The organism is Microbacterium sp. zg-B185 (assembly GCF_030246885.1).
In the GTDB taxonomy this organism is placed as follows: domain Bacteria; phylum Actinomycetota; class Actinomycetes; order Actinomycetales; family Microbacteriaceae; genus Microbacterium.
Map to the genome: position 1 here is coordinate 2694749 of NZ_CP126739.1, position 24159 is coordinate 2718907.

At 69.8% G+C, this 24159-nt stretch carries 24 protein-coding genes; 20 read left to right on the forward strand and 4 right to left on the reverse strand.

The genetic code is table 11. The features are described from left to right. Window positions 1-28 precede the first annotated feature (28 nt). Together QNO12_RS12955 and QNO12_RS12960 are read left to right on the forward strand one after the other, a co-directional pair. Complete coding sequence (locus QNO12_RS12955; RefSeq protein ID WP_257503108.1) at window positions 29-946, forward strand: ketopantoate reductase family protein; 918 nt, start codon at window positions 29-31, stop codon at window positions 944-946. After that, window positions 943-2208, forward strand: coding sequence for an alpha-hydroxy acid oxidase (locus QNO12_RS12960; protein ID WP_257503109.1), 1266 nt, complete (start codon window positions 943-945; stop codon window positions 2206-2208). Before QNO12_RS12955 ends, QNO12_RS12960 begins: the two co-directional genes overlap by 4 nt. Window positions 2209-2247: 39 nt before the next feature. Here the strand turns inward: QNO12_RS12960 and QNO12_RS12965 are convergent, their stop codons facing one another. Both QNO12_RS12965 and QNO12_RS12970 read right to left on the reverse strand, forming a co-directional pair. Next, window positions 2248-2709 carry a DUF3237 domain-containing protein gene (locus QNO12_RS12965; RefSeq protein ID WP_257503110.1) on the reverse strand — a complete coding sequence of 154 codons (462 nt, stop codon included), beginning with the start codon at window positions 2707-2709 and terminating at the stop codon, window positions 2248-2250. 60 nt (window positions 2710-2769) lie between these two features. Next, entirely contained in the window at window positions 2770-3660 is an 891-nt protein-coding gene (locus QNO12_RS12970) for an NAD(P)-dependent oxidoreductase (RefSeq protein ID WP_257503111.1), read from the reverse strand. 205 nt (window positions 3661-3865) lie between these two features. On the opposite strand from QNO12_RS12970, the gene QNO12_RS12975 reads away from it, so the two are divergent. From QNO12_RS12975 to dctP, 12 genes are all read left to right on the forward strand, one after another. Further along, the gene (locus QNO12_RS12975) at window positions 3866-4003 is read left to right on the forward strand and encodes an EthD domain-containing protein (protein WP_257503112.1); all 138 of its coding nucleotides are present in this window, start codon (window positions 3866-3868) and stop codon (window positions 4001-4003) included. After that, window positions 4000-5403, forward strand: a complete 1404-nt coding sequence (locus QNO12_RS12980) for an FAD-binding oxidoreductase (protein WP_257503113.1) — start codon at window positions 4000-4002, stop codon at window positions 5401-5403. The genes QNO12_RS12975 and QNO12_RS12980 overlap by 4 nt, the downstream gene beginning before the upstream one ends. A 13-nt stretch (window positions 5404-5416) precedes the next feature. Then, window positions 5417-6172: an SDR family oxidoreductase gene (locus QNO12_RS12985; RefSeq protein WP_257503114.1), complete on the forward strand. Its 756-nt coding sequence runs from the start codon at window positions 5417-5419 to the stop codon at window positions 6170-6172. A 43-nt stretch (window positions 6173-6215) separates the two neighbouring features. Continuing rightward, complete coding sequence (locus tag QNO12_RS12990; protein WP_257503115.1) at window positions 6216-7931, forward strand: dihydroxy-acid dehydratase; 1716 nt, start codon at window positions 6216-6218, stop codon at window positions 7929-7931. Further along, window positions 7931-8794 carry an NAD(P)-dependent oxidoreductase gene (locus QNO12_RS12995; protein ID WP_257503116.1) on the forward strand — a complete coding sequence of 288 codons (864 nt, stop codon included), beginning with the start codon at window positions 7931-7933 and terminating at the stop codon, window positions 8792-8794. The genes QNO12_RS12990 and QNO12_RS12995 overlap by 1 nt, the downstream gene beginning before the upstream one ends. Before the next feature lie 136 nt (window positions 8795-8930). Then, window positions 8931-9929: a thiamine pyrophosphate-dependent enzyme gene (locus tag QNO12_RS13000; RefSeq protein WP_257503117.1), complete on the forward strand. Its 999-nt coding sequence runs from the start codon at window positions 8931-8933 to the stop codon at window positions 9927-9929. Then, window positions 9926-10951 carry an alpha-ketoacid dehydrogenase subunit beta gene (locus QNO12_RS13005; protein ID WP_257503118.1) on the forward strand — a complete coding sequence of 342 codons (1026 nt, stop codon included), beginning with the start codon at window positions 9926-9928 and terminating at the stop codon, window positions 10949-10951. The genes QNO12_RS13000 and QNO12_RS13005 overlap by 4 nt, the downstream gene beginning before the upstream one ends. Beyond that, entirely contained in the window at window positions 10944-11276 is a 333-nt protein-coding gene (locus QNO12_RS13010; RefSeq protein ID WP_257503119.1) for a biotin/lipoyl-containing protein, read from the forward strand. The genes QNO12_RS13005 and QNO12_RS13010 overlap by 8 nt, the downstream gene beginning before the upstream one ends. Further along, window positions 11276-12028 carry an alpha/beta fold hydrolase gene (locus QNO12_RS13015; protein ID WP_257503120.1) on the forward strand — a complete coding sequence of 251 codons (753 nt, stop codon included), beginning with the start codon at window positions 11276-11278 and terminating at the stop codon, window positions 12026-12028. Before QNO12_RS13010 ends, QNO12_RS13015 begins: the two co-directional genes overlap by 1 nt. A gap of 100 nt (window positions 12029-12128) precedes the next feature. Continuing rightward, on the forward strand, window positions 12129-12797 hold the full coding sequence (locus tag QNO12_RS13020; protein WP_257503121.1) for a TRAP transporter small permease: 669 nt from the start codon (window positions 12129-12131) through the stop codon (window positions 12795-12797). Next, window positions 12794-14341, forward strand: a complete 1548-nt coding sequence (locus QNO12_RS13025; RefSeq protein WP_257503122.1) for a TRAP transporter large permease — start codon at window positions 12794-12796, stop codon at window positions 14339-14341. Before QNO12_RS13020 ends, QNO12_RS13025 begins: the two co-directional genes overlap by 4 nt. A gap of 93 nt (window positions 14342-14434) precedes the next feature. After that, the gene (dctP, locus tag QNO12_RS13030; RefSeq protein ID WP_257503123.1) at window positions 14435-15649 is read left to right on the forward strand and encodes a TRAP transporter substrate-binding protein DctP; all 1215 of its coding nucleotides are present in this window, start codon (window positions 14435-14437) and stop codon (window positions 15647-15649) included. A gap of 77 nt (window positions 15650-15726) precedes the next feature. On the opposite strand, the gene QNO12_RS13035 is transcribed toward dctP, so the two are convergent. Continuing rightward, a complete protein-coding gene (locus tag QNO12_RS13035) occupies window positions 15727-15852 on the reverse strand; it encodes a hypothetical protein (RefSeq protein WP_257503124.1) in 126 nt (41 codons plus the stop codon). Window positions 15853-15945: 93 nt separating this feature from the next. Continuing rightward, entirely contained in the window at window positions 15946-17325 is a 1380-nt protein-coding gene (locus tag QNO12_RS13040) for an MFS transporter (protein ID WP_257503125.1), read from the reverse strand. A gap of 113 nt (window positions 17326-17438) precedes the next feature. On the opposite strand from QNO12_RS13040, the gene QNO12_RS13045 reads away from it, so the two are divergent. From QNO12_RS13045 to QNO12_RS13070, 6 genes are all read left to right on the forward strand, one after another. Continuing rightward, entirely contained in the window at window positions 17439-18989 is a 1551-nt protein-coding gene (locus QNO12_RS13045) for a fumarylacetoacetate hydrolase family protein (protein WP_257503126.1), read from the forward strand. Continuing rightward, on the forward strand, window positions 18968-19672 hold the full coding sequence (locus QNO12_RS13050; RefSeq protein ID WP_257503127.1) for a GntR family transcriptional regulator: 705 nt from the start codon (window positions 18968-18970) through the stop codon (window positions 19670-19672). The genes QNO12_RS13045 and QNO12_RS13050 overlap by 22 nt, the downstream gene beginning before the upstream one ends. Before the next feature lie 19 nt (window positions 19673-19691). Beyond that, entirely contained in the window at window positions 19692-21251 is a 1560-nt protein-coding gene (gene hpaE / locus QNO12_RS13055) for a 5-carboxymethyl-2-hydroxymuconate semialdehyde dehydrogenase (protein ID WP_257503128.1), read from the forward strand. A gap of 34 nt (window positions 21252-21285) precedes the next feature. Continuing rightward, entirely contained in the window at window positions 21286-22446 is a 1161-nt protein-coding gene (hpaD, locus tag QNO12_RS13060) for a 3,4-dihydroxyphenylacetate 2,3-dioxygenase (protein ID WP_257503129.1), read from the forward strand. A gap of 131 nt (window positions 22447-22577) precedes the next feature. Beyond that, complete coding sequence (gene hpaH, locus QNO12_RS13065) at window positions 22578-23363, forward strand: 2-oxo-hept-4-ene-1,7-dioate hydratase (RefSeq protein WP_257503130.1); 786 nt, start codon at window positions 22578-22580, stop codon at window positions 23361-23363. Next, window positions 23348-24151 carry an HpcH/HpaI aldolase family protein gene (locus QNO12_RS13070; RefSeq protein ID WP_257503131.1) on the forward strand — a complete coding sequence of 268 codons (804 nt, stop codon included), beginning with the start codon at window positions 23348-23350 and terminating at the stop codon, window positions 24149-24151. Before hpaH ends, QNO12_RS13070 begins: the two co-directional genes overlap by 16 nt. Window positions 24152-24159 lie beyond the last annotated feature (8 nt).

Genomic DNA, 24159 nt, shown 5'->3' on the forward strand with positions numbered 1-24159 from the left:
GCGCGCACAGCCCATCGCAGGTGACGGCGTGAGGTCCGTCGCGATCCTGGGCGCCGGGGCGATGGGCCGCCTGTTCGCCGCGCGGCTGGCCGAGGCGGGGATCGACGTGACGCTCGTCGATGTGGATGCCGGACTGCTGCGCGATCTGGGCGACCGAGGCGTCCGCCTCGAAGACGACGCCGGAGTGCGCGAGGTCGCCGTGCGGGTCTCGCCTGCCCACGAGCTGAGCGGCACCGCGCAGCTGTACGTCATCTTCACCAAGGGCATGCACACCCGCTCCGCCGTGGCGTCGATCGCCGGCATGGCAGGCGCGGGCGCCGGCGTGCTCACTCTGCAGAACGGGCTGGGCAACCCGGAGATCATCGCCGAGGCCTTTCCCGCCGATCGGATCATCAAGGGGGTGGCTTCCCTGCCTGCGGATGCCGAGGGCACGACAGGTGTCCGCTCGCTCGGGAAGGGCCATCTCGACGTGGGCGCGTTCGCCGCCGGCGGGGAGGCGTGGGCCGGGGAGGTCGCCGAGGTCCTGGCATCCGCCGGCTTCGATGTCCGGCTCCCCGCCGACATCGACGCGGCGATCTGGGAGAAGCTGGCGTTCAACACCGCCCTGAACGTACCGGCCGCCCTGACCGGCCTGAGCAACGCCGGGATGGACAACCCGCCCGGCCGCCGAGTGATCACCCGCCTCGTGGACGAGGTGCTCGCCGTGGCCCACGCGCAGGGCGTCTCCGCCGACGGTGCGAGGATCCACGCGGCGATCGATCATGCACTCGTCGCGCACGCAGACCACCGTGCCTCCATGCTGCAGGACGTCATCGCGGGCCGCCCCGCCGAGATCGAGTCCATCCCCGGCGCCGTGCTGGAACGAGCCCGGCATGCGAAGCTGCCCGTGCCCGTGCTGGAGTCCTTCACCGATGCGCTGCGCATGGCGGCGGGAGGGCGGCGATGAGCCCCCGCCGTGCGGTGCCGTCGATCCGCGAGGTGGCGCGGATGGTGCGGCTGGGCGAGGGTCCCCCGCGCCGGTCCGTCCGATCCGCGGCGGACATCGCCGACCTGCGCGAGCGGGCGCGCCGGCGGCTGCCCGGACCGGTCTTCGACTATCTGGACGGCGCCGCCGGCAACGAGGTCGCCTCCGTTCGCAACCGCGACGCCTTCGACCGGGTGCGACTGGTCTCGCGCGTCCTCCGCGACGTCAGCGTCGTGGACACCACGACGGACATGCTCGGACGTCCCGCCGCCGCACCCGTCATCCTCGGACCCATCGGTCTGACCCGCGTGTTCCACCCGGAAGGCGAGGCGGCGGTCGCGCGGGTCGCCGCGGCCCATGGCATCCCGGCGGCGCTGTCCACCATGGCCTCGACCTCGCCCGAGGCCTTCGCGCAGGCGGCGCCCGCGCTGGACCGCTGGTTCCAGCTGTACCTCTGGCGCGACCGGGGCGCCGCACGGACGATCATCGAGCGGGCCCGCCGGGCGGGCTTCCGGGTGCTCATGCTCACCGTGGATGTGCCGGTCGCGGGAGAGCGGCTGCGGGACGTCCGCGCCGGATTGCAGTTCCCGCCGAGCGTGCCCCTGCGCACCGCGATCGGGTTCGCGCGCCACCCGCGCTGGGTCTGGCGGGTCCTCACCTCGGAGCCGATCGGCTTCGCGACCGGCGGTGGACCGCGCGGGGATTTCGTCGCCCAGACCAACGCACTGCTGGATCCGGCCGTGACCTTCCGCGACCTGGAATGGCTGCGGAGCCTGTGGGAGGGCCCCATCGTGGTGAAGGGGGTGCTGTCCCCCGCCGACGCCGTGGCGCTGCGCGAGCACGGGATGGACGGACTGGTGGTCTCCAACCACGGCGGGCGTCAGCTGGAAGGCGCGATCGCACCGGCTGAAGCGCTGCCGGCGATCCGTGCGGCCGTCGGACCGGACATGTTCGTCGCGGTGGACGGCGGCATCCGTTCCGGCGCGCACGTCGCCGCAGCGCTCGCCCTCGGCGCGGATGCCGCCCTGATCGGCCGGGCGTATCTGTACGGACTGGCCGCCGGCGGCGAAGCGGGCGTCGACCAGGCGCTGAGGATCCTCGAGTCCGGGCTGCGCCGGACCCTCGCGTTGCTGGGTGCCGCCTCGACGGGTGAGGTGACCGGCGGGATGGCCCGGGTGGATTCCCGTCTCCGCACTCCCGCGGAGGGGCATCAGAGTCGATTCGGAGTGCGCAGCTCGGGATGACGGAGCGTGCGCTGACCTGGCGCTCTCCGCCCGCAGGCGCTACGTGACGCGGTAGGCGCGGTACCGGACCGCGTCGGCTGCGCGGATCGCCGAGGCGACGAAGATCGCGCTCTGCAGGTGGAGCAGGCGCGGCGCCGAGGTCTCCAGGTACACCGCCACCCGGAAGTAGTAGCGACTCGGGTCGACGGCATCCCCTCGCAGGAGCGCCTCCAGGACGGCCGGGTCGCCGCTGCGCACCCCCGACGTGCGCAGATGCACGAACTCGCCCTGCGGAGTCCGGGCGGTGTAGCGGGTGTCGATGTCGACGGATCCGTCGGGCCGCACGACCTGCCAGTCGGCGCCGCCAGGAAGTATCTCGGCGTCGAAGAGTCCGCGCACGGTACCGCCGGCGATCGGGATGACCCGGCGGTGCCCGGCACGGGTCATGCCGTGATCCTGCAGCGGACCCAATGTCGCGTCCACGTCGAATGCCGGTTCCAGTCCGGGCGTCGGTGCATCCATCGTCCCCTCCGATCTGCGTGCGTCCGATCTGCGTGCGTCCGAGGGTGCGAACGCGCAGGGTCAGCGCGTCTCGCCGCTCCAGAAGCGGTATGCCGCGGTGTGGTCCACGCCCCCGAGGGCGTCCAGCGCGTCCTCGAAGCTCGACGCTACCGCCTCGCACACCGGCGCATCGCGCCCCATGCCGCGCTGCAGGTCGCGCGCGATGCGGATGTCCTTCGTGATCAGGGGCAGGGAGAAGCCGCTGGCGTACTTCTCAGCGACGACGTGCGGCCCGAAGACGTGCGTCGATGAGAAGCTCTGGCCCGTCGAATCGTTGAGGATGTCGATCATCAGCTGCGGGTCCAGGCCGAACTGCCGTCCCGCGATCAGTGCCTCCGACGTGGCGGCGAACGCGGCGCCGGCCACGAAGTTGTTCAGCGCCTTCATCGCGTCGCCCGTGCCCAGCCCGCCGGTGCGGTACACAGACCGGCTCATCGGCTCCACCACCCGTTCGGCCAGGGCCGCGGCATCCTCGTCGTCGGCGCCCATCATGATCGCCAACGTCCCGTCGGCCGCCCGGGGCACACCTCCGGAGACCGGGGCATCGACCAGGCGGACACCGAAGGCGGCAAGCGCACGCCCGGTCGCCACGGTCTCGGTGGGGTCGGATGAGCTCATGTCGACCACCACGGTCCCCTGGCGCAGCGGGATCCGCAGTGCACCGTCGCCGTCCAGGAACACGGACCGCACGATCGCGCTGGTGGGGAGCATGGTGACGATCACGTCGCACGCGGCCAGCTCCGCCGGGTCCACGACCCCGGCGACACCGAGCTCGGATGCCACGGTCCGGGTGCGGTCGGCGTCCGCGTCGTAGACGCGGAGGCCGACCCCGGCGCGCGCGAGATTGCGTGACATGGGTGTGCCCATCATCCCGAGACCCACGAAGCCCACCTGAAGAGTCTTGTCATCCACCATCGCTGCGTACTCCCGATTCGTGCGTGCTGCGGGCCGCGACGGCGCGACACTGCCGCGCAGGCACCGACCTCCTCCGCTCAGTGTGTGCCACCGGTCCCACTGCGGACTTGTCCATCGGCGCACAGCTGTGCCTCCCCTGCGCAGGCCGGCCCGCGGGTCCGCGGCTTTCCGGTCCGGCCGGGCCACCATGGAGATGTCACCTGTGGAAAGGCCCGAGATGCACAAGCTGGTCGTCCTGTACCCGCACCCCGCCGATACGGGTGCGTTCGAGCGCTACTACCGGGCGACTCAGGGCACCCTCGTCCTGGACTACGAGACCGAGACGCCGCCGCACCGATGACATCCGGTGTGGACGGGCCGCCGATTCCCGACGATCTCTCGGACCGGCGCACCCGCGTGCGCGCCGAACTGGGACGGATGCTGCACGGCCGTCTCCTGCTGCACCCGGACCAGATCGCGCCGTACGCCCGGGACGCGTCGGTCGCGCGGCCCGAAGGACCGGCGGCGGCCGTGGTGGAGGCGGCCGACACCGCCGACATCGTGACCACACTGCGCTGGGCGCATCACGCGCGGGTGCCCGTGTCCGTCCGCGGGAGCGGGACGGGAACGGCCGGCGGCGCCGTCGCCTACCCGGGCGGGATCGTCGTGTCGACCGCGGCGATGAACCGCATCCTCTCCATCGATCCGGTCGACCGTATCGCCGTCGTCGAACCGGGAGTGATCACCGCCGACCTCGACGCGGCGGCTCGCGCCCACGGACTGTTCTTCGCCCCCGATCCGGCCAGCGCCCGGCACTGCACCGTGGGGGGGAACATCGCCACCAACGCCGGCGGGCTGCGTGCGCTGGCCCACGGGGTCACCCGCGAGTCGGTCGCCGCTCTGCAGGTCGTGCTCGCCGACGGCAGAGCGCTGCGGACGGGTTCCCGCACCCGCAAGAACGTCACCGGGCTGGATCTGACGAGCCTGTTCGTCGGCTCGGAGGGAACGCTCGGCGTGATCACCGAGGCCACCGTCTTCCTCGCCCCCGTGCCGCGGGGCACGTCCTGTTCGTTCCGCGCGTCCTTCGCCTCGCTCACCGCAGCCGCCGACGCCGTCGGCGCGATCTCCCGCGGGCCGCTGGTGCCCGAGGTGCTGGAACTGCTGGACGCGAGCAGCGTCCGGATGATCGAGGCGTACCGCGCGGGTGACCTGCGCACCGACGGCGTCTCCGCCCTCCTGGTGGGGCAGACCGTCGGCCCGTCCGCCCGCGCGGCCGCCGAGAGCATGGTGGCGCTGTGCCTGAGTGAGGGAGCGACGGACGCCTCGATCGCAGAGGGCGAGGAGCTCCTCGACGCACGGCGGCTCGCCCATCCTGCCCTGACCGCGCACGGGCTGCGGATGGGATGCGACGTCGCGATCCCCCTGGGAGCGTTGGCCGCGGTCCTCGCCGGCATCCAGGAGATCGCGCGCCGCCATGACCGCGCAATCGCGACCGTCGCGCATGCGGGCGACGGAAACCTCCACCCGACGGTCGAGGCGGAGGACACCCCGGACGGATACGCCGCCGCGAAGGCGGTGGTGCACGCGATCACCCGGCTGGCCCTGTCGGTGGGGGGCGTGGTGACCGGAGAGCACGGTGTCGGATCGGTGAAGTATGAGGAGATGACCTGGCAGCTGGACCCGGTCGCATTGGACACGCAGCGCAGGATCAAAGCCGCCCTGGATCCCCGGGCGATTCTGACCCCGGGCCGCGGACTATAACGTGGGAGATCTCATGCAGGAAACGCCGCGGCGCGCGATCGTGACCGGTGCCGGAAGCGGCATCGGCCGTTCCGTCGTGGACGCACTCGTGCGTCGAGGGGACATCGTCTGGGGGTGCGATGTCGGCGAAGCCGCCGACCGCGACATTCCCGGCGTGACCATGCGGCGGTGCGACATCGCGGACCGCACGGCGGCGCGCGCGTTCGTGGCAGAAGCGGTCGCGGAGATGGGAGGACTGGACGTCCTGGTCGACAACGTCGGCATCGGCGGTCCCACGGCGCCGATCCAGGACATCTCCGAATCCGACTGGCGTCGCGTCATGCAGGTGAATCTGGACGGCACGTTCTGGGTCACCCAGGCCGCCGTGCCCGCCCTCATCGAATCCCGCTGCGGCGCGATCGTGGTGATGTCATCGCTGGCCGGGCGGGTCGGGTACCCGCAGCGGCTCGCATACGCGACGAGCAAGTGGGGCCTGATCGGTTTCGCCAAGACGCTCGCACTGGAGCTGGGTGAGTTCGATGTCACGGTCAACGCCGTGCTGCCCGGTGCGGTCGCCGGCGAGCGCATGCAGCAGGTGCTGGCCGGACGGGCCGAGCGCAGCGGGCGGTCGCTCGCGCAGGAGCGGGATGCCGCGCTGGCGAACCAGTCCCTGAAGCGTTTCGTCACCGCAGACGAGATCGCGGGCCTGATCGCATTCCTGACCTCCGATGCGGGGCGGTCGATCAGCGGCCAGGCGTTGTCCATCGACGGCGATTCCAAAGGAGCCTGATCCGACGGAGCGGGGCTCTGCCGACGGCGCGAAGGGAACAAGGATGTCCCAGGAACACATACATCGGCTCGATGGGCGGATCTTCGGGGATCCGGGCGCGGACGGCATGGTGCATCGCGCGTTCCTGCGCGCCGAGGGGTACAGCGCCGAGCAGGTGCGCCGGCATCCCATCATCGGGATCTGCACGAGCTGGAGCGAGCTGAATCCGTGCAATTCGGGTTTCCGGGAGCTCGCCGCCGCTGTCAAGCGCGGCGTCGAGGTCGCCGGGGGGCTGGCACTGGAATTCCCGACGATCTCGGTGAGCGAGCCGTTCAGCCGGCCCTCCTCGATGTACCTGCGCAACCTCCTCGCGATCGACGTCGAAGAGACGGTCCTGGCGTCGCCGATCGACGGCGTCGTGCTTCTGGGCGGGTGCGACAAGACGGTTCCGGCGGTGCTGATGGGCGCGATCAGCGCGGGCACGCCGGCGGTGCTGGTCACGGGCGGGCCACGGCCGGTCGCCTGCTGGAAGGGCGCACCGACGACCGTCGAGGCGCAATGGGACATCATCGACCGACGTCGGGTGGGCGAGCTCAGCGACGAGGACTGGGCGGAATTCGAGGGAGTCATCCACGCCGGCCCCGGCACCTGCAACGTCATGGGCACCGCGACGACCATGGCCGCGATCGGCGAGCTGCTCGGCTTCGCACTGCCCGGTTCCGCCCTCGCGCCCGCCGCGGCGCCCGAGCGTCAGTCGATCGCCGAGGCCAGCGGCCGGCTGATCGTGCAGGTCGTCTCGGGGGGCATCGCACCTCGAGCGCGGATCACCATGGCGTCCCTCGAGAACGCGGTGCGGGTGACCTGCGCCCTCGGCGGATCGACGAACGCGCTCATCCATCTCGAAGCGATCGCCGGTCGGGCGGGCCTGCGGATCGGACAGGAACGGCTCCGGGAATGGTCCAGCTCGACGCCCTTCATCACGGACGTCAAGCCGAACGGACGCGCGCTGCTCAGCGAGCTGGACGCCGCGGGCGGGGTCCCGGCTGTCGCTGCGGGCATACGCCACCTGCTGCACGAGCAGGAGCTCACCGCGGACGGGCGCAGCTGGGGTGACGTGTTCGACGGGGTCGCGCCCCGGATCGGCGACGGCCCGATCGCCGATCCGGCTGAACCCCTCACTCCGGACGGCGGAATATGCGTGTTGCGCGGGTCACTCGCGCCGAACGGCGCCGTCATGAAGTTGGCCGGCGCCGCTACCGGCAAACGTCGTCACCGCGGAAGGGCGATCGTGTTCGACGGTGTCGCGGACATGTGGTCCAAGATCGACCGCGAAGACCTGGACGTCGACGCGGACTCCGTGCTCGTGCTCCGCGGCGTGGGCGTCCAGGGCGGCCCCGGCATGCCGGAGGTGGGGCACGTGCCCATCCCCGCCAAACTCGTCCGGCTCGGCGTCGCCGACATGCTGCGCGTGACGGACGCCCGGATGAGCGGCACCTCCAGCGGCAGCGTCGTCCTGCACGTCTCTCCCGAAGCCGCGGTCGGCGGCCCGTTGGCGTACGTGCGCGATGGCGATGAGATCGAACTGGACACGCACGCCGGCCGGCTGGACCTGCTGGTGCCGCCCGGCGAACTGGCCGCGCGCCGGCCGGTGACGGTGGGCATCGCACCGCCGCGGCGTGGCTGGGGCCGTTTGTACGCCGAGCATGCGCTCCAGCCCGACGAGGGCTGCGACTTCGATTTCCTCGTGGACGAGGATCTCCGCGAGCGGGAGGCCCGGTGATGACGAGGATCGGCTTCACCGGCGTCGGAGCGATGGGTGCGCCGATCGTGCGCAATCTGCTCTCCGCCGGCCATGACGTGAAGATCTGGGGGCGCTCCCCGGCGGCGCTGGAGCCGCTGCTCGAGGCGGGGGCCACGCGTGCTGACGAGCTCGCAGACGTGGCCGACCAGGATGTGGTCCTGGGGTGTCTGCTGGACGGCACGGCGATCGAGGAGGTCTATCTCGGCGGGCTGCTCCGCCACGCGCGACCGGGACAGCTCTTCGCCGATCACGGCACGTATTCACCGCTGCTGGCCGAGCGGGTCGCCGCGGCATTCGCGGAGCGCGGCGCGTACTACCTGGACGCGCCCGTCTCGGGTGGACCGATGGGCGCCGCGGCGGGCACCCTGGTCTGCGCGGTGGGCGGCGACGCCGCGGGCGTCGACCAGCTGCGCCCGATCGCCGAGGCCTACACGCAGCGCGTGGCCCATCTCGGCGGCCCCGGTCGCGGGCTCGCCCTCAAGCTCATCAACAACTTCCTCGTCTCGATCAACTTCGTCGCCGCTGCCGAGACCGCTTGGCTCATCGAACGACTCGGGCTGGATCCGGCATCCGCACAGGCCATCCTGTACGGCGGTCTCGCCGACGGCGCCACACTGCGGCAGGGCCTGACCAAGGCGCTCGCGCACGACTACGAGGCGGGCGGGATGCCGCTCGGCGGCCTGGTCGAGGTGCAGCGCAACATCGCCGAGCTCCTGGAGAGCGTGGACTTCCGCTCCGGCCTGTTCCCCTACACGCGGGAGGTGTTCACCACCGCGTCCGAGAGCGAGTTCGCCCAGCACCCGTCGGCGCTGACGAGGTGGATCCCCGGCGCACCGGACTGAACCGCACGCTATGCTGACCGTTGTCAGGCGGCATCGGCGCCGCCTGTGCCTGAAAAAGAGGCACGGAATCCGGCTCTCCGGTGCGACAGATATCGGTCCTTCGATCGGCTTATCGTCCACGGAATGAGGTGCCGCCGTGCCTGAACCGACCCGCGAGCAAGAACGCGAGCTGTACACCTGCGTGATACGCGCCCGTGCGCTGGACGTCGAGCTCGTCCGCTGGCATCGGCAGGGGATCATTCCCGGCTTCCCGCCGTCGATCGGCCACGAAGCGACGCAGGTCGGAGCCGCCGCAGCGCTGGATCGAACCCGGGACTTCGTCTTTCCGATGTACCGGGAACTGGGGCTCGCCCTCGCGATGGGGGTCGACATCCTCGGCTACCTCGGAAACCACAACGGCGACTGGAACGGCGGATCCTTCGATCCCGTCGCGTCGCGCTTCACCCCCATCCAGTCCGTCGTCGGCTCGAACGGACCGCATGCGGTCGGTTGGGCGCTCGGGCAGAAGATCGACGGGCGCGACGGAGTCGCCCTCGCCTGCATCGGCGACGGCGGCACCAGCCAGGGCGACACGCACGAGGCGATGAATTTCGCGGGGGTGTGGAAGCTTCCCGTGGTGTTCCTGGTCAGCAACAACCAGTGGGCGATTTCGGTGCCGCTGGCCGAGCAGGTGGCCGGGGGCTCCATCGCGGCCCGCGCCGCCGGGTACGGCTTCCCGGGCGTGGCCATCGACGGCAACGACCTGCTGGCGGTCCGCGCCGCGGTGATGGACGCGGTGGAGCGCGCGCGACGCGGTGAGGGGCCGACGCTGATCGAATCCCGCATCTACCGACGCGGACCGCACGCGACATCGGATGATCCCGGGCGGTACCGCACCCTCGAGGACGAACGCCGGGATGCCGGGGAGGACCCGGTCATCCGCTACCGGCGCAGCGCGCTGGAGCGAGACATCATCGACGAGTCGTTCGTCGCCGAGGTGGACTCCGAAGCCGCCGTCTGGCTGGAGGGCATCCGCAGCTACCTGACCACCCTTCCACCCCGTGGGGGCGAGACGCTGTTCGAGAACGTGTACGCGGAGCTCACCGACGACCTGGTCGAGCAGCGCGACGCCTGGGCCCAGGACGCTCGCGCATGACCGCCACGATGCGTGCCGACTCGGACGGGACGAGCAGGACCACGCAGACCCTCTCCGTGCAGCAGGCGCTGAATCGCGCTCTGGCCGACGAGCTGGAAGCCGACCCCCGGATGCTCGTCTTCGGCGAGGATGTGGGCGTTCTGGGTGGAGTCTTCCGCGTCACCGACGGATTGCAGGCGCGATTCGGAGCGGTACGGGTCTTTGACACACCGCTGGCGGAGTCGGCGATTCTGGGCACCGCCGTCGGCCTGGCGATCGCTGGATTCCGCCCTGTTCCGGAGGTCCAGTTCGACGGCTTCGCATACCCCGCCTTCGACCAGATCGTCTCCCAGGTCGCGCGATACCGGTATCGCAGTCGCGGCCGGCTTCCGATGCCGATCACCCTGCGCGTTCCCAGCTACGGCGGCATCCGCGCTCCGGAGCTGCACGGGGAGAGCACGGAGGCCTTCTGGGCGCACGTGGCCGGCCTGAAAGTGGTCAGCCCCTCGAACGCGCACGAGGCCTATCACCTGCTGCGCGCGTCGATCCAGGATCCCGACCCGGTGATCTTCCTCGAGCCGAAGTCGCGCTACTGGCAGAAGAGCGAGGTGGACCTGGCGAGATCCGGAGGCGTCCGGGGGGCGAGGATCGTCCGCCCGGGCACGCACCTGAGCATCCTGAGCTGGGGGGCGATGGTCGATCGGGCACTGCGCGCGGCCGACATCGCGGCCGAGGACGGCGTCGAGACCGAAGTGGTCGACCTGCGGTGGCTCTCCCCCATCGACACCGCCACGATCGCCGAGTCGGTCGGCCGCACCCGGCGCGCGGTGGTCGTACACGAAGCGGCGCGGACCGCGGGGCTGGGAGCCGAGGTCTCGGCGCGGATCACCGAGCGGCTCTTCGACAGGCTTCGCGCGCCGGTGCAGCGCGTGACCGGTTACGACGTCCCGACCCCCTCCGGCGCCCTCGAGGACGAGCAGATCCCGAGTGTCCATCGCATCCTGCTCGGGATGCAACGAGTGCTGGAGTACCGCCGTGGCTGAACTGTCCTTCCCCCTGCCCGACCTCGGTGAGGGGCTCGAGGATGCTGTCATCCTGGAGTGGCATGTGCGGGTCGGGGACCTGGTCGAGCGCAACGACGTGCTGGTCGAGGTGGAGACCACCAAATCCGCGGTCGAACTCCCCTCACCCGTCTCGGGTGTGGTCGCGCGACTGGGCTCGCAGGAGGGCGAGTCTGTTCGGGTCGGCGACCCCCTCATCACCTTCGAGGTCGCCGACGAGACGGCCGGCATCGTGGGCACGATCCCGGCCGCGGACGAGACACCGGTCCGGCGGGTGGCGCTGCGTCCACCCGATGACGAGGACTGATGCCGACGGTCCAGTCCGGCGGGGTGCCCATCTCGTGGGATGACGTGGGCTCCGCGGACGGCCGGCCTGTTCTTCTGGTGCATGGATTCGCGTCGAATGGTGCACAGAATTGGCGACGAGCCGGGTGGGACACCGCCCTGCACGAGGCCGGACTGCGCGGGATCGTCGTCGATCTGCGCGGTCACGGCAACAGCGGTCGGCCGCCGGGCGCGGAACACTACCGCCACGAGCTCTTCCTCGCCGACCTCGTCGCCGTGCTGGAGGCACTGCACCTGGATCGGGTCGGATACCTCGGCTACTCGTTCGGGGCACGGCTCGGCTGGGACCTCGCCATCGCCCACCCGCGGCGGATCGGGCCCCTCGTGCTCGGCGGCTTCGCATCCGATTCGCCCTTGACCGATTTCGACCTGGATGCCGCGCGAACCGCCACTTTCCGGGGCACGGCGATCACCCACCCGCCGACCGCCGCGCTGATGCGGATGGCCGCGCTGGTCCCCGGCAACGATCTGTCCCGCCTGATGGACGTCGTCGAAGGCATCCGCGCGGACGCGCTGCCGCCGCTCCGGCACGGAGCGGCACCCGCCACGCCGACGTGCATCGTCAACGGCGAACGCGACACGATCGCCGCCGGCGGCGATGCGCTCGCCCGCGCCATCGGCGCGGAGTACGTCTCGCTGCCGGCCCGCTCGCACACCAGCGCCGTCTCGTCCCGCCGGTTCAAGGAGGCCGCGACGGCGTGGCTGAAACGTTGATTCGTGTCCCGAGGAATCCGTCGCGACCGCTGCGCCGGTGCGGTAGCGTCATGCTCCTTGAAGCTTCGGGTCGACACCGAGCGACTAGGAGGGCTCGACGATGAGTGCACCAGGACTGAAGGACGACCCCATCCCCGTCGTGGAGAACGTGGTGGTGTGGACCGCTGCGGTATCGGCCATCATCGCGACGCTCGCGACGCTGGGAATCGTCGCCGCGTTCGTCTCGTCGGTGGTCGCCAGGTGGTTCGGTCAGCCGTTCGACGTGACGAACACGGTCAGCGGTCTGCTGGTGACGGCCACCTTCGCGGGGATGGCATGGACGACGGTCCGCGGCGAGCAGGTCTCCGTCCAGGTCGTCACGGAGCGACTCGGCCCGAAGGCGAACCACATCCTCGACATCGTCATCTGGGCGCTGGCCAGCGGCTACCTCGTGTGGCTGCTGTGGGCATCCGTGGAGCGGGCCATCGGGCGGACCTGGCCGGTGCCCGAGACGGTCATCAACGGCGTCGGTCTGACTCCCCTGTGGCCTTGGCGCTGGGTGTTCGCGGCCGCGCTGGTGCCGTTCCTGCTGGTCGTGCTCCTGAACCTGCTGCGGGCGCTCCGAGGTCGACGGCCCTACGACGATGTCATGCAGTTCGATGACGCGCCGGTGAGCGCCCCGGGTGTGCTCACCGACCGAGAGGCGCTGCGAGCAGCGAGTCTCGCCGAGCACGAGCTCTCGTTCGACGGCGCCCGGTCACCCGAAGCGGAAGGGGACGAGCGCCGATGATCGACTCGACTTTGGCGATCTGGATCACCCTCGCCTTGATGTTCCTGCTCTTGGCGATCCGGGTGCCCATCGGCTTCGCACTCGGAATCTCCGGGGCGCTCGGCCTGATGATGGTCAAGACGCCCACCGTGGCGGTCTCGGTGATGGTCAACGAGACGTTCCAGAACTCCTACAGCTTCACGCTGACGATCATCCCGATGTTCATGCTGGTCGGCCTGTTCGCCGTCCGGGCGCGGATCGCGGAGTACGCCCTCGAGATCGCCGCCTACTTCACCCGCAACCTGCCGGGCGGCCTCGGCGTGGCGACGGTGATCGCCGCGGCCGGGTTCTCGGCGGTGTCCGGATCGTCGATCGCGAAGGTCGCGACCATGTCGAAGCTCGCGGTCCCCGAGATGCGCCGACACGGCTATCCCGCCGGGCTGGCCACCGGCATGGTGGCGGTCGCCGGCACGGTGGGCATCCTCATCCCCCCGAGCACCTTCATCGTCATCTACGCGGTGATCACGAACACCTCCGTGGCCCCCATGCTGGTGGCCGGTCTCATCCCGGTCGCCATCTCCTTCCTGGGCTACGTGGTCTACATCATGGCGATCGGGTCTCGCCGGGTCGGCGTGGAGAAGCTCCGCAAGCCCGAGGATCTCAACTTCATCGCCTCGTTCGAATCGCTGCAGCAGGAGACCAGGGCACGGGCCGCCGTCGAGGGCAACACCCGACGCACAGACACCGGAACGCTCACGATGAGCATCGGGCTGAGCGCGAAGACGAAGAACTGGCGCAACCTCCCGTGGCGCGGTGTCGTCTACGTGGTGGTGCTGGCGACCGTGATCATCGGCGGCATCTTCTCCGGCCTGTTCACACCGACCGAGTCGGCCGCGTTCGGTGCGGTCGTCTCGGTGATCATCCTCATCATCGAACGGCGCAAGCTCGGGCCGAAGGGCTTGAGCATCCAGATCCGCGATTCTCTGCTGGATACCGCTGCGACCACGTCGATGGTCTTCTTCATCATCTTCGGGTCGGTGATCTTCTCGAGGTTCTTCGTCCACGCGGGCGTCACCAACGGGATCAAGCAGGCCGTCGGCGAGTGGGACCTGGACCCGCACATCCTGATGGCCATTCTCCTGATCTGCCTCATCCCGCTCGGGATGTTCCTGGAGGAGATGTCGCTGCTGCTGCTGAGCGTTCCGATCATCCATCCGATCGGCATGGCTCTGGCGACGAGCTTCTTCCCCAACGCGCCCACGCAGGCCGCTGCCGAGCTTCTGATGAGCATCTGGCTGGGCATCCTCATCATCAAGCTGATGGAGATCGGCATGGTCATGCCGCCCGTCGGGATCAACTCGTTCGTCGCCGCGGGGGTGGCCAGAGTCCGCAGCGGCACCGTCTTCGTCGGCATCCTGCCGTTCATCGTGGTCGATCTCGTCGTCCTGGTGATCCTCTACCTGTGGCCGGAGCTGAGCCTGTGGCTGCCCTCATTCGTATCCGACGCCGTGAATGCGGCACTCAACGGCATACCGGCCGAGATCCCCACGATCCCTGCACCATGACCGCGCCCGCACGTCGCGCCACGAGCGCTCCAAGGAGCTGATACCGGCTCACCGTCCCGATCACACCTACACAACACACCAAGGAGAACACCGATGTTTTCACCAAATCAACGACGACTGCTGACCGGCGTCGCGGTCGCAGTGACGGCGGCGGCCGTTCTCGCGGGCTGCAGCAGCGGTACGCCGTCGGGCGGCTCCGGGGAGGAGACCGGCGGCGGCTATTCGGAGGGTCAATGGGAGGTCACCATCACCTCCGTCGCCGCCGATCAGTCGGTTCTGCGACCCGGGCAGGAGTGGTACATGGACCAGGTCGAGGAACGCACCGACGGTGCGATCACGTTCAACCGCACCACCGCGAACGAGATCTGCGCGCAGGCCGACCAGTACGCCTGCCTCGAGGACGGCAGCGCCCAGCTGCTGGTCACAGTGCCCAACTACCAGCCGTCCATCTTCGTGACCAACTCGCTCCCGGAGATCACCTTCGGTCCGACGAACTCGGCCGCGATCACTGCGGCGATGGCGGAGCTGACCGCGACGAACGAGGACGTGAAGGCGTTCCTGGATGCCAAGAACCTGTACTCGGTCTCGACGTGGTCGGTGGGCAACCTGCTGGTCGGATCGAATGTGCCGCTGGAAGGTCCGGACGATCTGAAGGGACTCACGATGCGCACCGCCGGCACCATCGCGGCTCCGAACCTCGCCGCCGCCGGCGTCATTCCCACGCAGGTGACCGCCGACGAAGCGTACAACTCGTTCTCGACAGGTCTGGTCAGCGCGGCGGCGGGCGCGATGGACTTCGTCGTGGCCTGGAAGCTCGGCGAGGTGCTGAAGTACTGGGTCGACCCGGGGCTGGGCGTGTACTCCGAGTTCGCGATGTACTGGGCCAAGGACTACTACGACGAGTTCCCGGACGACATCAAGGCGACGCTCGAAGAGGTCGCCGACGAGCTGAACTCCGGCGCCGAGATCGAGGTCTGGAAGAACGGCTACGACAGCGCGGACGGAACGCACTTCGTCGGCACCGATGAGCAGTGCGAGATGATCTCGAGCATCCCGAACGTGCAGAGCCTGACCGCGTGGGACGAGGACGCCGTCGCCGACTTCAAGGAGCTCGGTGCGCTGGTGGACGGCCAGACCTACACCAACGACGAGCTCTGGGTCCGCAACGCGACCGCTGCGGGGCTCAGCAACGCGGAGGGTGTCCTGGACGACTACAAGGCGCTGATCAAGAAGTACGAGGCCGAGTACGACGACCCGGCGCTGTCCGTCGACCCGGTGACCTCGTGCATCGAGAGCTTCAACGGCTAGCGGACGTTCCCGCAGGAGGCCGCCATCCGCACGGGTGGCGGCCTTCCGTCGTCCGCCCCGGACTCGTGGACCGCGCGTCAGACCGGAAGGCTCAGCAGGACGACGGCCCCGACGACCGCGACGGCGGTCAGGGCGGCGGTCGTCCACCACCACAGCGGGTGCCCGGCGAATCGTCCACGCCGCCTGCCGGGATCCTCGTCCATCTCATCCCTTCCGGTTCGCACCGCCGGATGCGACCGGGATCCGCGATCCGAGCATACGGCGCGACGCCGTTGAGTGTCGCGGGCCGGTCCCGGTCAGGCCTTCGCGAGCCCGTAGATCGGGCTCACGGACTGCTCGTCCTCGTGATCGGGGCCGAGCGGGATGCCGGAACGGTCGCGCAGCAGCAGCGTCGCGAGCAGCCCGATCACCGTCATCCCGGCGAGGTACCAGGTGACGGCCATCGTCGAGCCGGTCGCCTGCACCAGCGCCTGCGCGATGGTCGGGGCGAATGCCCCGCCGAGGATGGCCCCGATCGCGTATGAGATCGATACGCCCGAGAAGCGGATGGATGCGGGGAACAGCTCCGCGTACAGCGCCGCCTGCGGGCCGTACGTGAAGCCCAGCCCGATCGTGAGGATGGCAAGGCCCAGGAACAGCAGGCCGACGTTGCCGGTGTTCACCAGCGGGAACAGGGTGAACACACCGATCCCCTGCAGGATCCAGCCGATGAGGTAGGTGGTCCGCCGGCCGATGCGGTCCGAGACCCATCCGGCGAAGAAGGTCGACAGCAGCCAGGTCACCGCAGAGCCGGTGACCGCCCACAGCACCGGACCGCGCTCGAGCCCGATCGGACCGTCGGGGTTGGTGGCATAGCCCTGGATGTAGCCGCCCGTGGTCATGTAGCCCACCGCGTTGTTGCCCGCGAAGACGAGCGCGGCGATGACGACCAGGAGCGTGTGCTTTCGGAAGAGCTGCACGATCGGCATCCGCGCCTTCTCTTTGCGCTCGGCGAGCTCGGTGAACACCGGGCTCTCTTCGACACGGCGACGCACGTAGTAGCCGACGAGGATGAGCACGACGCTCAGCAGGAACGGGATGCGCCACCCCCACTGCAGGAACGCGTCGCCCGGGGCGATGATCGTCATCAGCGCCATCACACCGGATGCGAGCAGCAGCCCGAGCGGCACGCCGATCTGCGGCGATGCGCCGAACAGCCCGCGGCGCTGCTTGGGAGCGTGCTCCACGGCCATCAGCACGGCGCCGCCCCATTCGCCGCCGGCGGAGATCCCCTGCAGGATGCGCAGCAGGACCAGCAGGATCGGCGCGGCGACGCCGATGGCCTCGTAGGTGGGCAGGACGCCGATCAGTGCGGTGGCGGCACCCATCAGGATGAGCGTCCACATCAGCACGACCTTGCGACCGTACTTGTCGCCGAAATGACCGGCGAGGAAGGCACCGAGCGGGCGGAACAGGAAGCTCACACCCACGGTGGCGAAGGCGATGATCGCGCTGTTGGCGCCGAGCGGCGCGAAGAACAGCTGTCCGAAGACCAGCCCGACGGCCGTGGCGTAGATGAAGAAGTCGTACCACTCCACCGTGGTGCCCACGACGGTCGCGAAGACGACGCGCCGCCGGTCGACGGTGCTGGCGATGGTGCCGGTGGGGGTGAACCCGGGCGACGATGCTGCGCTCATTGTGACTCCAATGTCATTTCCAGCCCTGTACGTTCGGCAAGGCGGGGGTGGCGCTTGCCGGGCTCCTCCAGATAATATACGATTTCAGATACAACGCAAGGGCGAGGGAGCTCATGAGCAATTCGACGGATGCCGGCACCGGCCGCTTCGGGCCGTTGCCGGATCGCCCGGGCAAGATCATCGCGATCCACCTCAGCTATGCCTCACGCGCCGACCAGCGCGGCCGCCGCCCTGCGGCACCCTCGTACTTCTTCAAGCCGTCCAGTTCGGTCGCGGCATCCGGTGACACCATCGAGCGCCCCGCCGGCACCGAGCTGCTGGCATTCGAGGGGGAGATCGCCCTGGTGATCGGCGCTCCGGCCCGCCGGGTGCCCCTGGCAGACGCCTGGAACCACGTCGACGCGGTGACCGCCGCGGACGACTTCGGCCTGTACGACCTGCGCGCGAACGACAAGGGATCGAACGTGCGCTCCAAGGGCGGTGACGGCTACACCCCGATCGGACCGGTCCTGATCGATGCCCGCGCCGTCGACCCTGCCGCGCTGCGGCTGCGGACGTGGGTCAACGGCGTGCTGGCGCAGGAGGACACCACCGCGGGCCTGCTGTTCCCGCTCGCGCAGCTGGTCGCCGACCTGTCCCAGCACTTCACCCTCGAGACCGGCGACGTGATCCTCACCGGGACGCCGGCCGGCTCATCGGTCGTCGTTCCCGGCGACGTGGTCGAGGTCGAGGTGGACGCCCCGGGCACCGGACTGACCTCGGGCCGGCTGGTCACGGCGGTCACGCAGGGCACGATCCCCTTCGACCAGACGCTGGGCTCGCTCCCCGCAGTGGATGACACGCAGCGCGCCGAGGCGTGGGGATCCCGTGCGGCGGCCGGGCTGCCTGACGCGGACGAGACGGCGGACTCCGCACCGCCCGCGTCCGCGGGCGGGGACCCCGCCGCCGTCCCTGCAGCGCGCGCGCCGCTGTCGCCCGAGCTGCGCGAGAAGCTGCTGCGCGTGCCGGTGGCGGGCTTGTCCGGTCAGCTGCGCAAGCGCGGCCTGAACAACGTCACGATCGACGGGGTCCGCCCGATGCACCCCGGCACCAAGATCGTCGGCACCGCCAAGACCCTGCGGTTCGTGCCGGGACGCGAAGACCTGTTCGTCTCGCACGGGGGCGGGTACAACGCGCAGAAGCGCGTGTTCGACGCGGTCGACGAAGGCGAGATCATCGTGATCGAAGCGCGCGGCGAGACCGGATCGGGCACCCTCGGCGACATCCTGGCGCTGCGCGCGAAGGCTCGCGGCGCCGCGGGCATCGTCACCGACGGCGGCATCCGCGACTTCGACGCGGTCGCGGCGATCGGCATCCCGGTGTTCAGCTCCGGCGCGCACCCGGCCGTGCTCGGGCGCAAGCACGTGCCGTGGGACTACGACGTGACCATCGCGTGCGGTGGCACCACGGTGCAGCCCGGCGACATCCTGGTCGGCGACACGGACGGTGTGATCGTCCTGCCGCCCGAGATCGCCGCAGAAATCGCCGATGCCGCGCTCGCCCAGGAGGACGAAGACGCGTGGGTGGCCGACCAGGTCGCGGCTGGGCATCCGGTGGACGGCCTGTTCCCGATGAACCCCGAGTGGCGAGGGAGGTACGACGCATGGCGTCAGACGAGATCATGACGGTGGCACCGAGCGACCAGAGCAAGTCCCAGCGGGCGTACCACTGGATCAAGGGCCGCATCGCGAACCAGGACTTCACCCCGGGGTACCGGCTCGTGCTGGGCTCGATCGCGGGCGAACTCGGCATGAGCGTCGTGCCCGTCCGCGAGGCGATCCGCCAGCTGGAGGCGGAGGGGCTGGTCACGTTCGAGCGCAACGTCGGCGCGCACGTGTCGATGGTCGATGACACGGCGTATCGCTACAGCATGCAGGCGCTGAGCATTCTGGAGGGCACCGCCACCGCGCTGGCGGCGCGCAGCCTGACCGCCGACGAGATCAGCCGCGCCCGCGCGGTCAACGAGCTCATGGTCGAGGTGCTGGACCACTTCGACCCGCGATCGTTCACGGCGCTGAACCAGGAGTTCCACTCCATCCTGTTCGCGCAGTGCGCGAACCCGAGGATCCTCGAGCTGGTCAACGCGGAATGGGCTCGGCTCGGGCACCTGCGCGATTCCACGTTCAGCTTCGTGCCCGGCCGGGCCGCCGAGTCGGTGCGCGAGCACGAGAAGATCCTGCAGCTCATCGAGGCCGACGCCCCGCTGGGCGACATCGAGATGGTGGCGCGGCGTCACCGCTCCGCCACCCTCGACGCGTACCTGATCCACGAACATCCCGATGAGGCCCTCGGCCTCCCCGCCTTCTGAGACCACTGCGAGGTAATCCATGACCGACACCGCCACCAGCGTCCAGGCCCACCGCGTCCCGGCCGACCTGCCCACCCGCATCCAGCACTACATCGACGGGCAGTTCGTCGACAGTGCCGACGGGGACACCTTCGACGTCCTCGACCCGGTCACCAACCAGACCTACCTGCAGGCGGCCGCGGGCAAGAAGGCGGACATCGACCGCGCCGTCGCCGCCGCCCGGCGCGCGTTCACCGAGGGTCCCTGGCCCCGGATGCTGCCCCGCGACCGTTCGCGCGTCCTGCACCGGGTCGCGGACATCGTCGAATCCCGCGACGCCCGCCTGGCAGAGCTGGAGTCGTTCGACTCTGGGCTGCCGATCACGCAGGCACTCGGCCAGGCCCGCCGCGCGGCGGAGAACTTCCGCTTCTTCGCCGACCTGATCGTGGCCCAGACCGATGACGCCTTCAAAGTCCCCGGCCGTCAGCTCAACTACGTCAACCGCAAGCCGATCGGCGTGGCCGGCCTGATCACGCCCTGGAACACGCCCTTCATGCTCGAGTCCTGGAAGCTCGGCCCGGCGCTGGCCACCGGCAACACGGTCGTGCTGAAGCCGGCCGAGTTCACCCCGCTGTCCGCTTCGCTGTGGGCCGGCATCTTCGAAGAGGCGGGACTGCCCCAGGGCGTGTTCAACCTGGTGAACGGCCTCGGCGAGGATGCCGGAGACGCACTGGTCAAGCATCCCGATGTCCCGCTCATCTCGTTCACCGGAGAGAGCAGCACCGGCCAGCTGATCTTCGGCAACGCCGCACCGTTCCTGAAGGGACTGTCGATGGAGCTCGGCGGCAAGTCGCCGGCGATCGTGTTCGCCGACGCCGACCTCGAAGCCGCCGTGGACGCCACGATCTTCGGAGTCTTCTCGCTCAACGGCGAGCGCTGCACCGCCGGCAGCCGCATCCTGGTCCAGCGCGAGGTCTACGACGAGTTCGTCGAGCGTTACGCGGCTCAGGCGTCCCGAGTGATCGTCGGGTACCCGCACGATCCGAAGACCGAAGTCGGCGCGCTCGTGCACCCGGAGCACTACGACAAGGTGATGGGCTACGTCGAGCTGGGCAAGTCCGAGGGACGCCTGGTCGCGGGCGGCGGCCGGCCGGAGGGCTTCGAGACCGGCAACTTCGTCGCACCCACCGTGTTCGCAGACGTCCCGGCGGATGCGCGCATCTTCCAGGAGGAGATCTTCGGACCGGTCGTGGCGATCACCCCCTTCGACACCGACGAGGAAGCCCTCGCTCTGGCCAACAGCACCAAGTACGGCCTGGCCGCCTACGTCTGGACCAGCGACCTGAAGCGCGCGCACAACTTCGCACAGTCGGTGGAAGCGGGAATGGTGTGGCTGAACTCGAACAACGTGCGCGACCTGCGCACCCCGTTCGGCGGGGTCAAGGCGTCTGGTCTGGGGCATGAGGGCGGTTACCGCTCGATCGACTTCTACACCGACCAGCAGGCCGTGCACATCACCCTCGGCGCGGCGCACAACCCGACCTTCGGCAAGGCGGAGCACCACGACGCGAACGACCTCGACGATCCCGACCCGCGCTGATCGCGTCGACCGACACCCAGGCAAGGACGCTCTGATGACCACTGACAAGACCCTCACCTCCTCCGGCTTCTTCGTCTCGCAGGAAGCCCCGATCCACACCGACGACCCCATCCCGACACCGGCGTCGCCCGCGCCGGACATCCTGCGCTGCGCATACATGGAGCTCGTCGTCACCGACCTCGGGCTCTCTCGCGCGTTCTACGTCGATGTGCTCGGCCTGCACGTGACGGAGGAGGACTCCGAGTCGGTCTACCTGCGCTCCACGGAGGAGTTCATCCACCACAACCTGGTCCTGCGCCAGGGACCGATCGCGGCCGTCGCCGCCTTCTCGTACCGCGTTCGCACCCCGGCGGATCTCGATCGGGCGGTGGCGTTCTACGAGGAGCTCGGCTGCCGTGTCGAGCGTCGCGCCGACGGCTTCACGAAGGGCATCGGCGACTCGGTGCGCGTCGAGGACCCGCTGGGCTTCCCGTACGAGTTCTTCTACGACACCCAGCACGTCGAACGCCTGTCGTGGCGCTACGACCTGCACACCCCCGGGGAGTTGGTGCGCCTGGACCACTTCAACCAGGTGACCCCGGACGTCCCTCGCGCCGTGAACTTCATGCAGAGCCTCGGGTTCCGCGTGACCGAGGACATCCAGGACGACGCGGGCATCGTCTATGCCGCGTGGATGCGCCGCAAGCCGACCGTGCACGACACGGCCATGACCGGCGGCGACGGGCCCCGCATGCACCACGTCGCCTTCGCGACGCACGAGAAGCACAACATCCTGGCGATCTGCGACACGCTCGGCGCGCTGCGCATGTCCGATCGGATCGAGCGGGGACCCGGCCGCCACGGGGTCTCCAACGCGTTCTACCTGTACCTGCGCGACCCGGACGGGCACCGCGTGGAGATCTACACCCAGGACTACTACACCGGCGACCCGGACAATCCGGTCGTCACGTGGGACGTCCACGACAACCAGCGCCGCGACTGGTGGGGCACCCCGGTGGTGCCGTCCTGGTACACCGAGGCCTCACTCGTGCTGGACCTGGACGGCAATCCGCAGCCGGTCCTCGCGCGCACCGACGCCAGCGAGATGGCCGTCACGATCGGCGCGGACGGCTTCTCATACACGCGTCCGTCCGACGCGCCGGAGGAGCTGCCGAGCTGGAAGCAGGGCGAGTACAAGCTGGGCAATCAGCTCTGACCGCCCCGCCCCGCCCCGCCCCAGCCAGCCCGTGTCCCGATTAGACAGCTTCTGGAGCCCCCAGACAGTGAATAGTGGGACATGGGCGGGGGCACCGACTGCCACACCCACAGCGCGACGGAGGATGACGGATGCTGGATGACACGACGATCGCGGCGATCGCCGAGGAGCTGGCCGAGGCGGGCCGCACCCGCAGCGTGATCCCGCGGATCACCGCCCGCTACCCGGACGCGACGATCGAGGACTCCTACGCGATCCAGGGCGTCTGGCGCGACACGAACCTCGCCGCGGGCCGGCGGCTGGTCGGCCGCAAGATCGGCCTGACCTCGAAGGCGATGCAGCAGGCGACCGGCATCAGCGAGCCCGACTACGGGGTGATGTTCGACGACACGGTGTGGGACAACGGGGCGACGATCCCGTTCGATGACTTCTCGAACGTGCGGATCGAAGTGGAGCTCGCGTTCGTGCTGCGCGAACCGCTGGAGGGACCGCGCTGCACGCTGATCGACGTCCTGCGCGCCACCGAGTACGTCACCCCCGCCCTCGAGGTGCTCAATTCGCACATCGAGCTGGAGGGGCGCACCATCGTGGACACGATCTCCGACAACGCCGCGTACGGCGGCATGGTCCTCGGCGGCATCCCGATGCGCCCCGATCAGATCGACCTGCGCTGGGTCTCGGCCCTGCTGTACCGCAACGAGACGATCGAAGAGACCGGCGTCGCCGCAGGGGTGCTCAACCACCCCGCCACGGGTGTGGCCTGGCTCGCGAACAAGCTCCACCAGCACGGCACCCGCCTGGAGGCCGGCGAGATCCTCCTCGCCGGATCGTTCACCCGGCCCCTGTGGGTCTCGCGGGGCGACACGGTGCTGTGCGACTACGGACCGATGGGAACCATCACATGCCGCTTCAGCTAGCCGCCACCTTCCGCGAGCGCCTGGCCGCGGCATCCCGCCCGCTCGCCGGAATGTGGGTCTGCTCCGGATCGCCCCTGGTCGCCGAGATCTGCGCCGGCGCGGGTCTGGACTGGCTGCTGATCGACATGGAGCACTCCCCCAACGGCCTGGAATCCACGCTCGCCCAGCTGTACGCGGTGTCGGCGTATCCGTCGACACCGCTGGTCCGGGTGCCCACGAACGATCTCGTCACCATCAAGCAGGTGCTGGATCTAGGCGCGCAGAACATCCTCGTGCCGATGGTGTCCTCCGCGGCTGAGGCACGGGCCGCCGTCGAGGCGGTGCGCTACCCGCCGCTCGGCTCGCGCGGCGTCGGATCCGCGCTGGCCCGGTCCGCCCGATGGAACCGCGTGGACGCCTACCTGCAGAACGCCCACGAGCACGTGTCCCTGTTCGTGCAGATCGAGAATTCCGCAGGTGTGGATGCCGCGGCTCAGATCGCCGCGGTGGAGGGCGTGGACGGTGTCTTCGTGGGACCGTCCGACCTCGCCGCGTCGATGGGCGCGCTCGGCCAGCAGAGCCATCCGGACGTGGAGGCGGCCGTTCTGCGCACCTTCGAGGTCGTCCGCGGCGCGGGCAAGCCGGTCGGGGTGAACGCGTTCGACCCGATGGTAGCCGACCGCTACCTCTCCGCGGGCGCGTCGTTCGTCCTGGTCGGTGCCGATGTGTCGCTGCTGGCCCGTGGTTCCGAGGGCCTCGCCGCCCGGTTCATCTCCGACGACGGCACCGGCGAGCGCACGTCGTACTGACCTCGGGG

Excerpts from the sequence above, each read along its gene's own strand:
- QNO12_RS13050 (WP_257503127.1), top strand. The coding sequence starts at position 18,968 with ATGGCGTCAGACGAGATCATGACGGTGGCACCGAGCGACCAGAGCAAG.
- QNO12_RS13015 (WP_257503120.1), top strand. The coding sequence starts at position 11,276 with ATGCCGACGGTCCAGTCCGGCGGGGTGCCCATCTCGTGGGATGACGTG.
- QNO12_RS13035 (WP_257503124.1), bottom strand. The coding sequence starts at position 15,852 with ATGGACGAGGATCCCGGCAGGCGGCGTGGACGATTCGCCGGGCACCCG.
- QNO12_RS13020 (WP_257503121.1), top strand. The coding sequence starts at position 12,129 with ATGAGTGCACCAGGACTGAAGGACGACCCCATCCCCGTCGTGGAGAAC.
- QNO12_RS13040 (WP_257503125.1), bottom strand. The coding sequence starts at position 17,325 with ATGAGCGCAGCATCGTCGCCCGGGTTCACCCCCACCGGCACCATCGCC.
- hpaE (WP_257503128.1), top strand. The coding sequence starts at position 19,692 with ATGACCGACACCGCCACCAGCGTCCAGGCCCACCGCGTCCCGGCCGAC.
- QNO12_RS12965 (WP_257503110.1), bottom strand. The coding sequence starts at position 2,709 with ATGGATGCACCGACGCCCGGACTGGAACCGGCATTCGACGTGGACGCG.
- QNO12_RS12995 (WP_257503116.1), top strand. The coding sequence starts at position 7,931 with ATGACGAGGATCGGCTTCACCGGCGTCGGAGCGATGGGTGCGCCGATC.
- QNO12_RS13005 (WP_257503118.1), top strand. The coding sequence starts at position 9,926 with ATGACCGCCACGATGCGTGCCGACTCGGACGGGACGAGCAGGACCACG.
- QNO12_RS13070 (WP_257503131.1), top strand. The coding sequence starts at position 23,348 with ATGCCGCTTCAGCTAGCCGCCACCTTCCGCGAGCGCCTGGCCGCGGCA.
- QNO12_RS13025 (WP_257503122.1), top strand. The coding sequence starts at position 12,794 with ATGATCGACTCGACTTTGGCGATCTGGATCACCCTCGCCTTGATGTTC.
- QNO12_RS13045 (WP_257503126.1), top strand. The coding sequence starts at position 17,439 with ATGAGCAATTCGACGGATGCCGGCACCGGCCGCTTCGGGCCGTTGCCG.
- hpaH (WP_257503130.1), top strand. The coding sequence starts at position 22,578 with ATGCTGGATGACACGACGATCGCGGCGATCGCCGAGGAGCTGGCCGAG.
- dctP (WP_257503123.1), top strand. The coding sequence starts at position 14,435 with ATGTTTTCACCAAATCAACGACGACTGCTGACCGGCGTCGCGGTCGCA.
- QNO12_RS12980 (WP_257503113.1), top strand. The coding sequence starts at position 4,000 with ATGACATCCGGTGTGGACGGGCCGCCGATTCCCGACGATCTCTCGGAC.
- hpaD (WP_257503129.1), top strand. The coding sequence starts at position 21,286 with ATGACCACTGACAAGACCCTCACCTCCTCCGGCTTCTTCGTCTCGCAG.
- QNO12_RS12990 (WP_257503115.1), top strand. The coding sequence starts at position 6,216 with ATGTCCCAGGAACACATACATCGGCTCGATGGGCGGATCTTCGGGGAT.
- QNO12_RS12985 (WP_257503114.1), top strand. The coding sequence starts at position 5,417 with ATGCAGGAAACGCCGCGGCGCGCGATCGTGACCGGTGCCGGAAGCGGC.
- QNO12_RS12960 (WP_257503109.1), top strand. The coding sequence starts at position 943 with ATGAGCCCCCGCCGTGCGGTGCCGTCGATCCGCGAGGTGGCGCGGATG.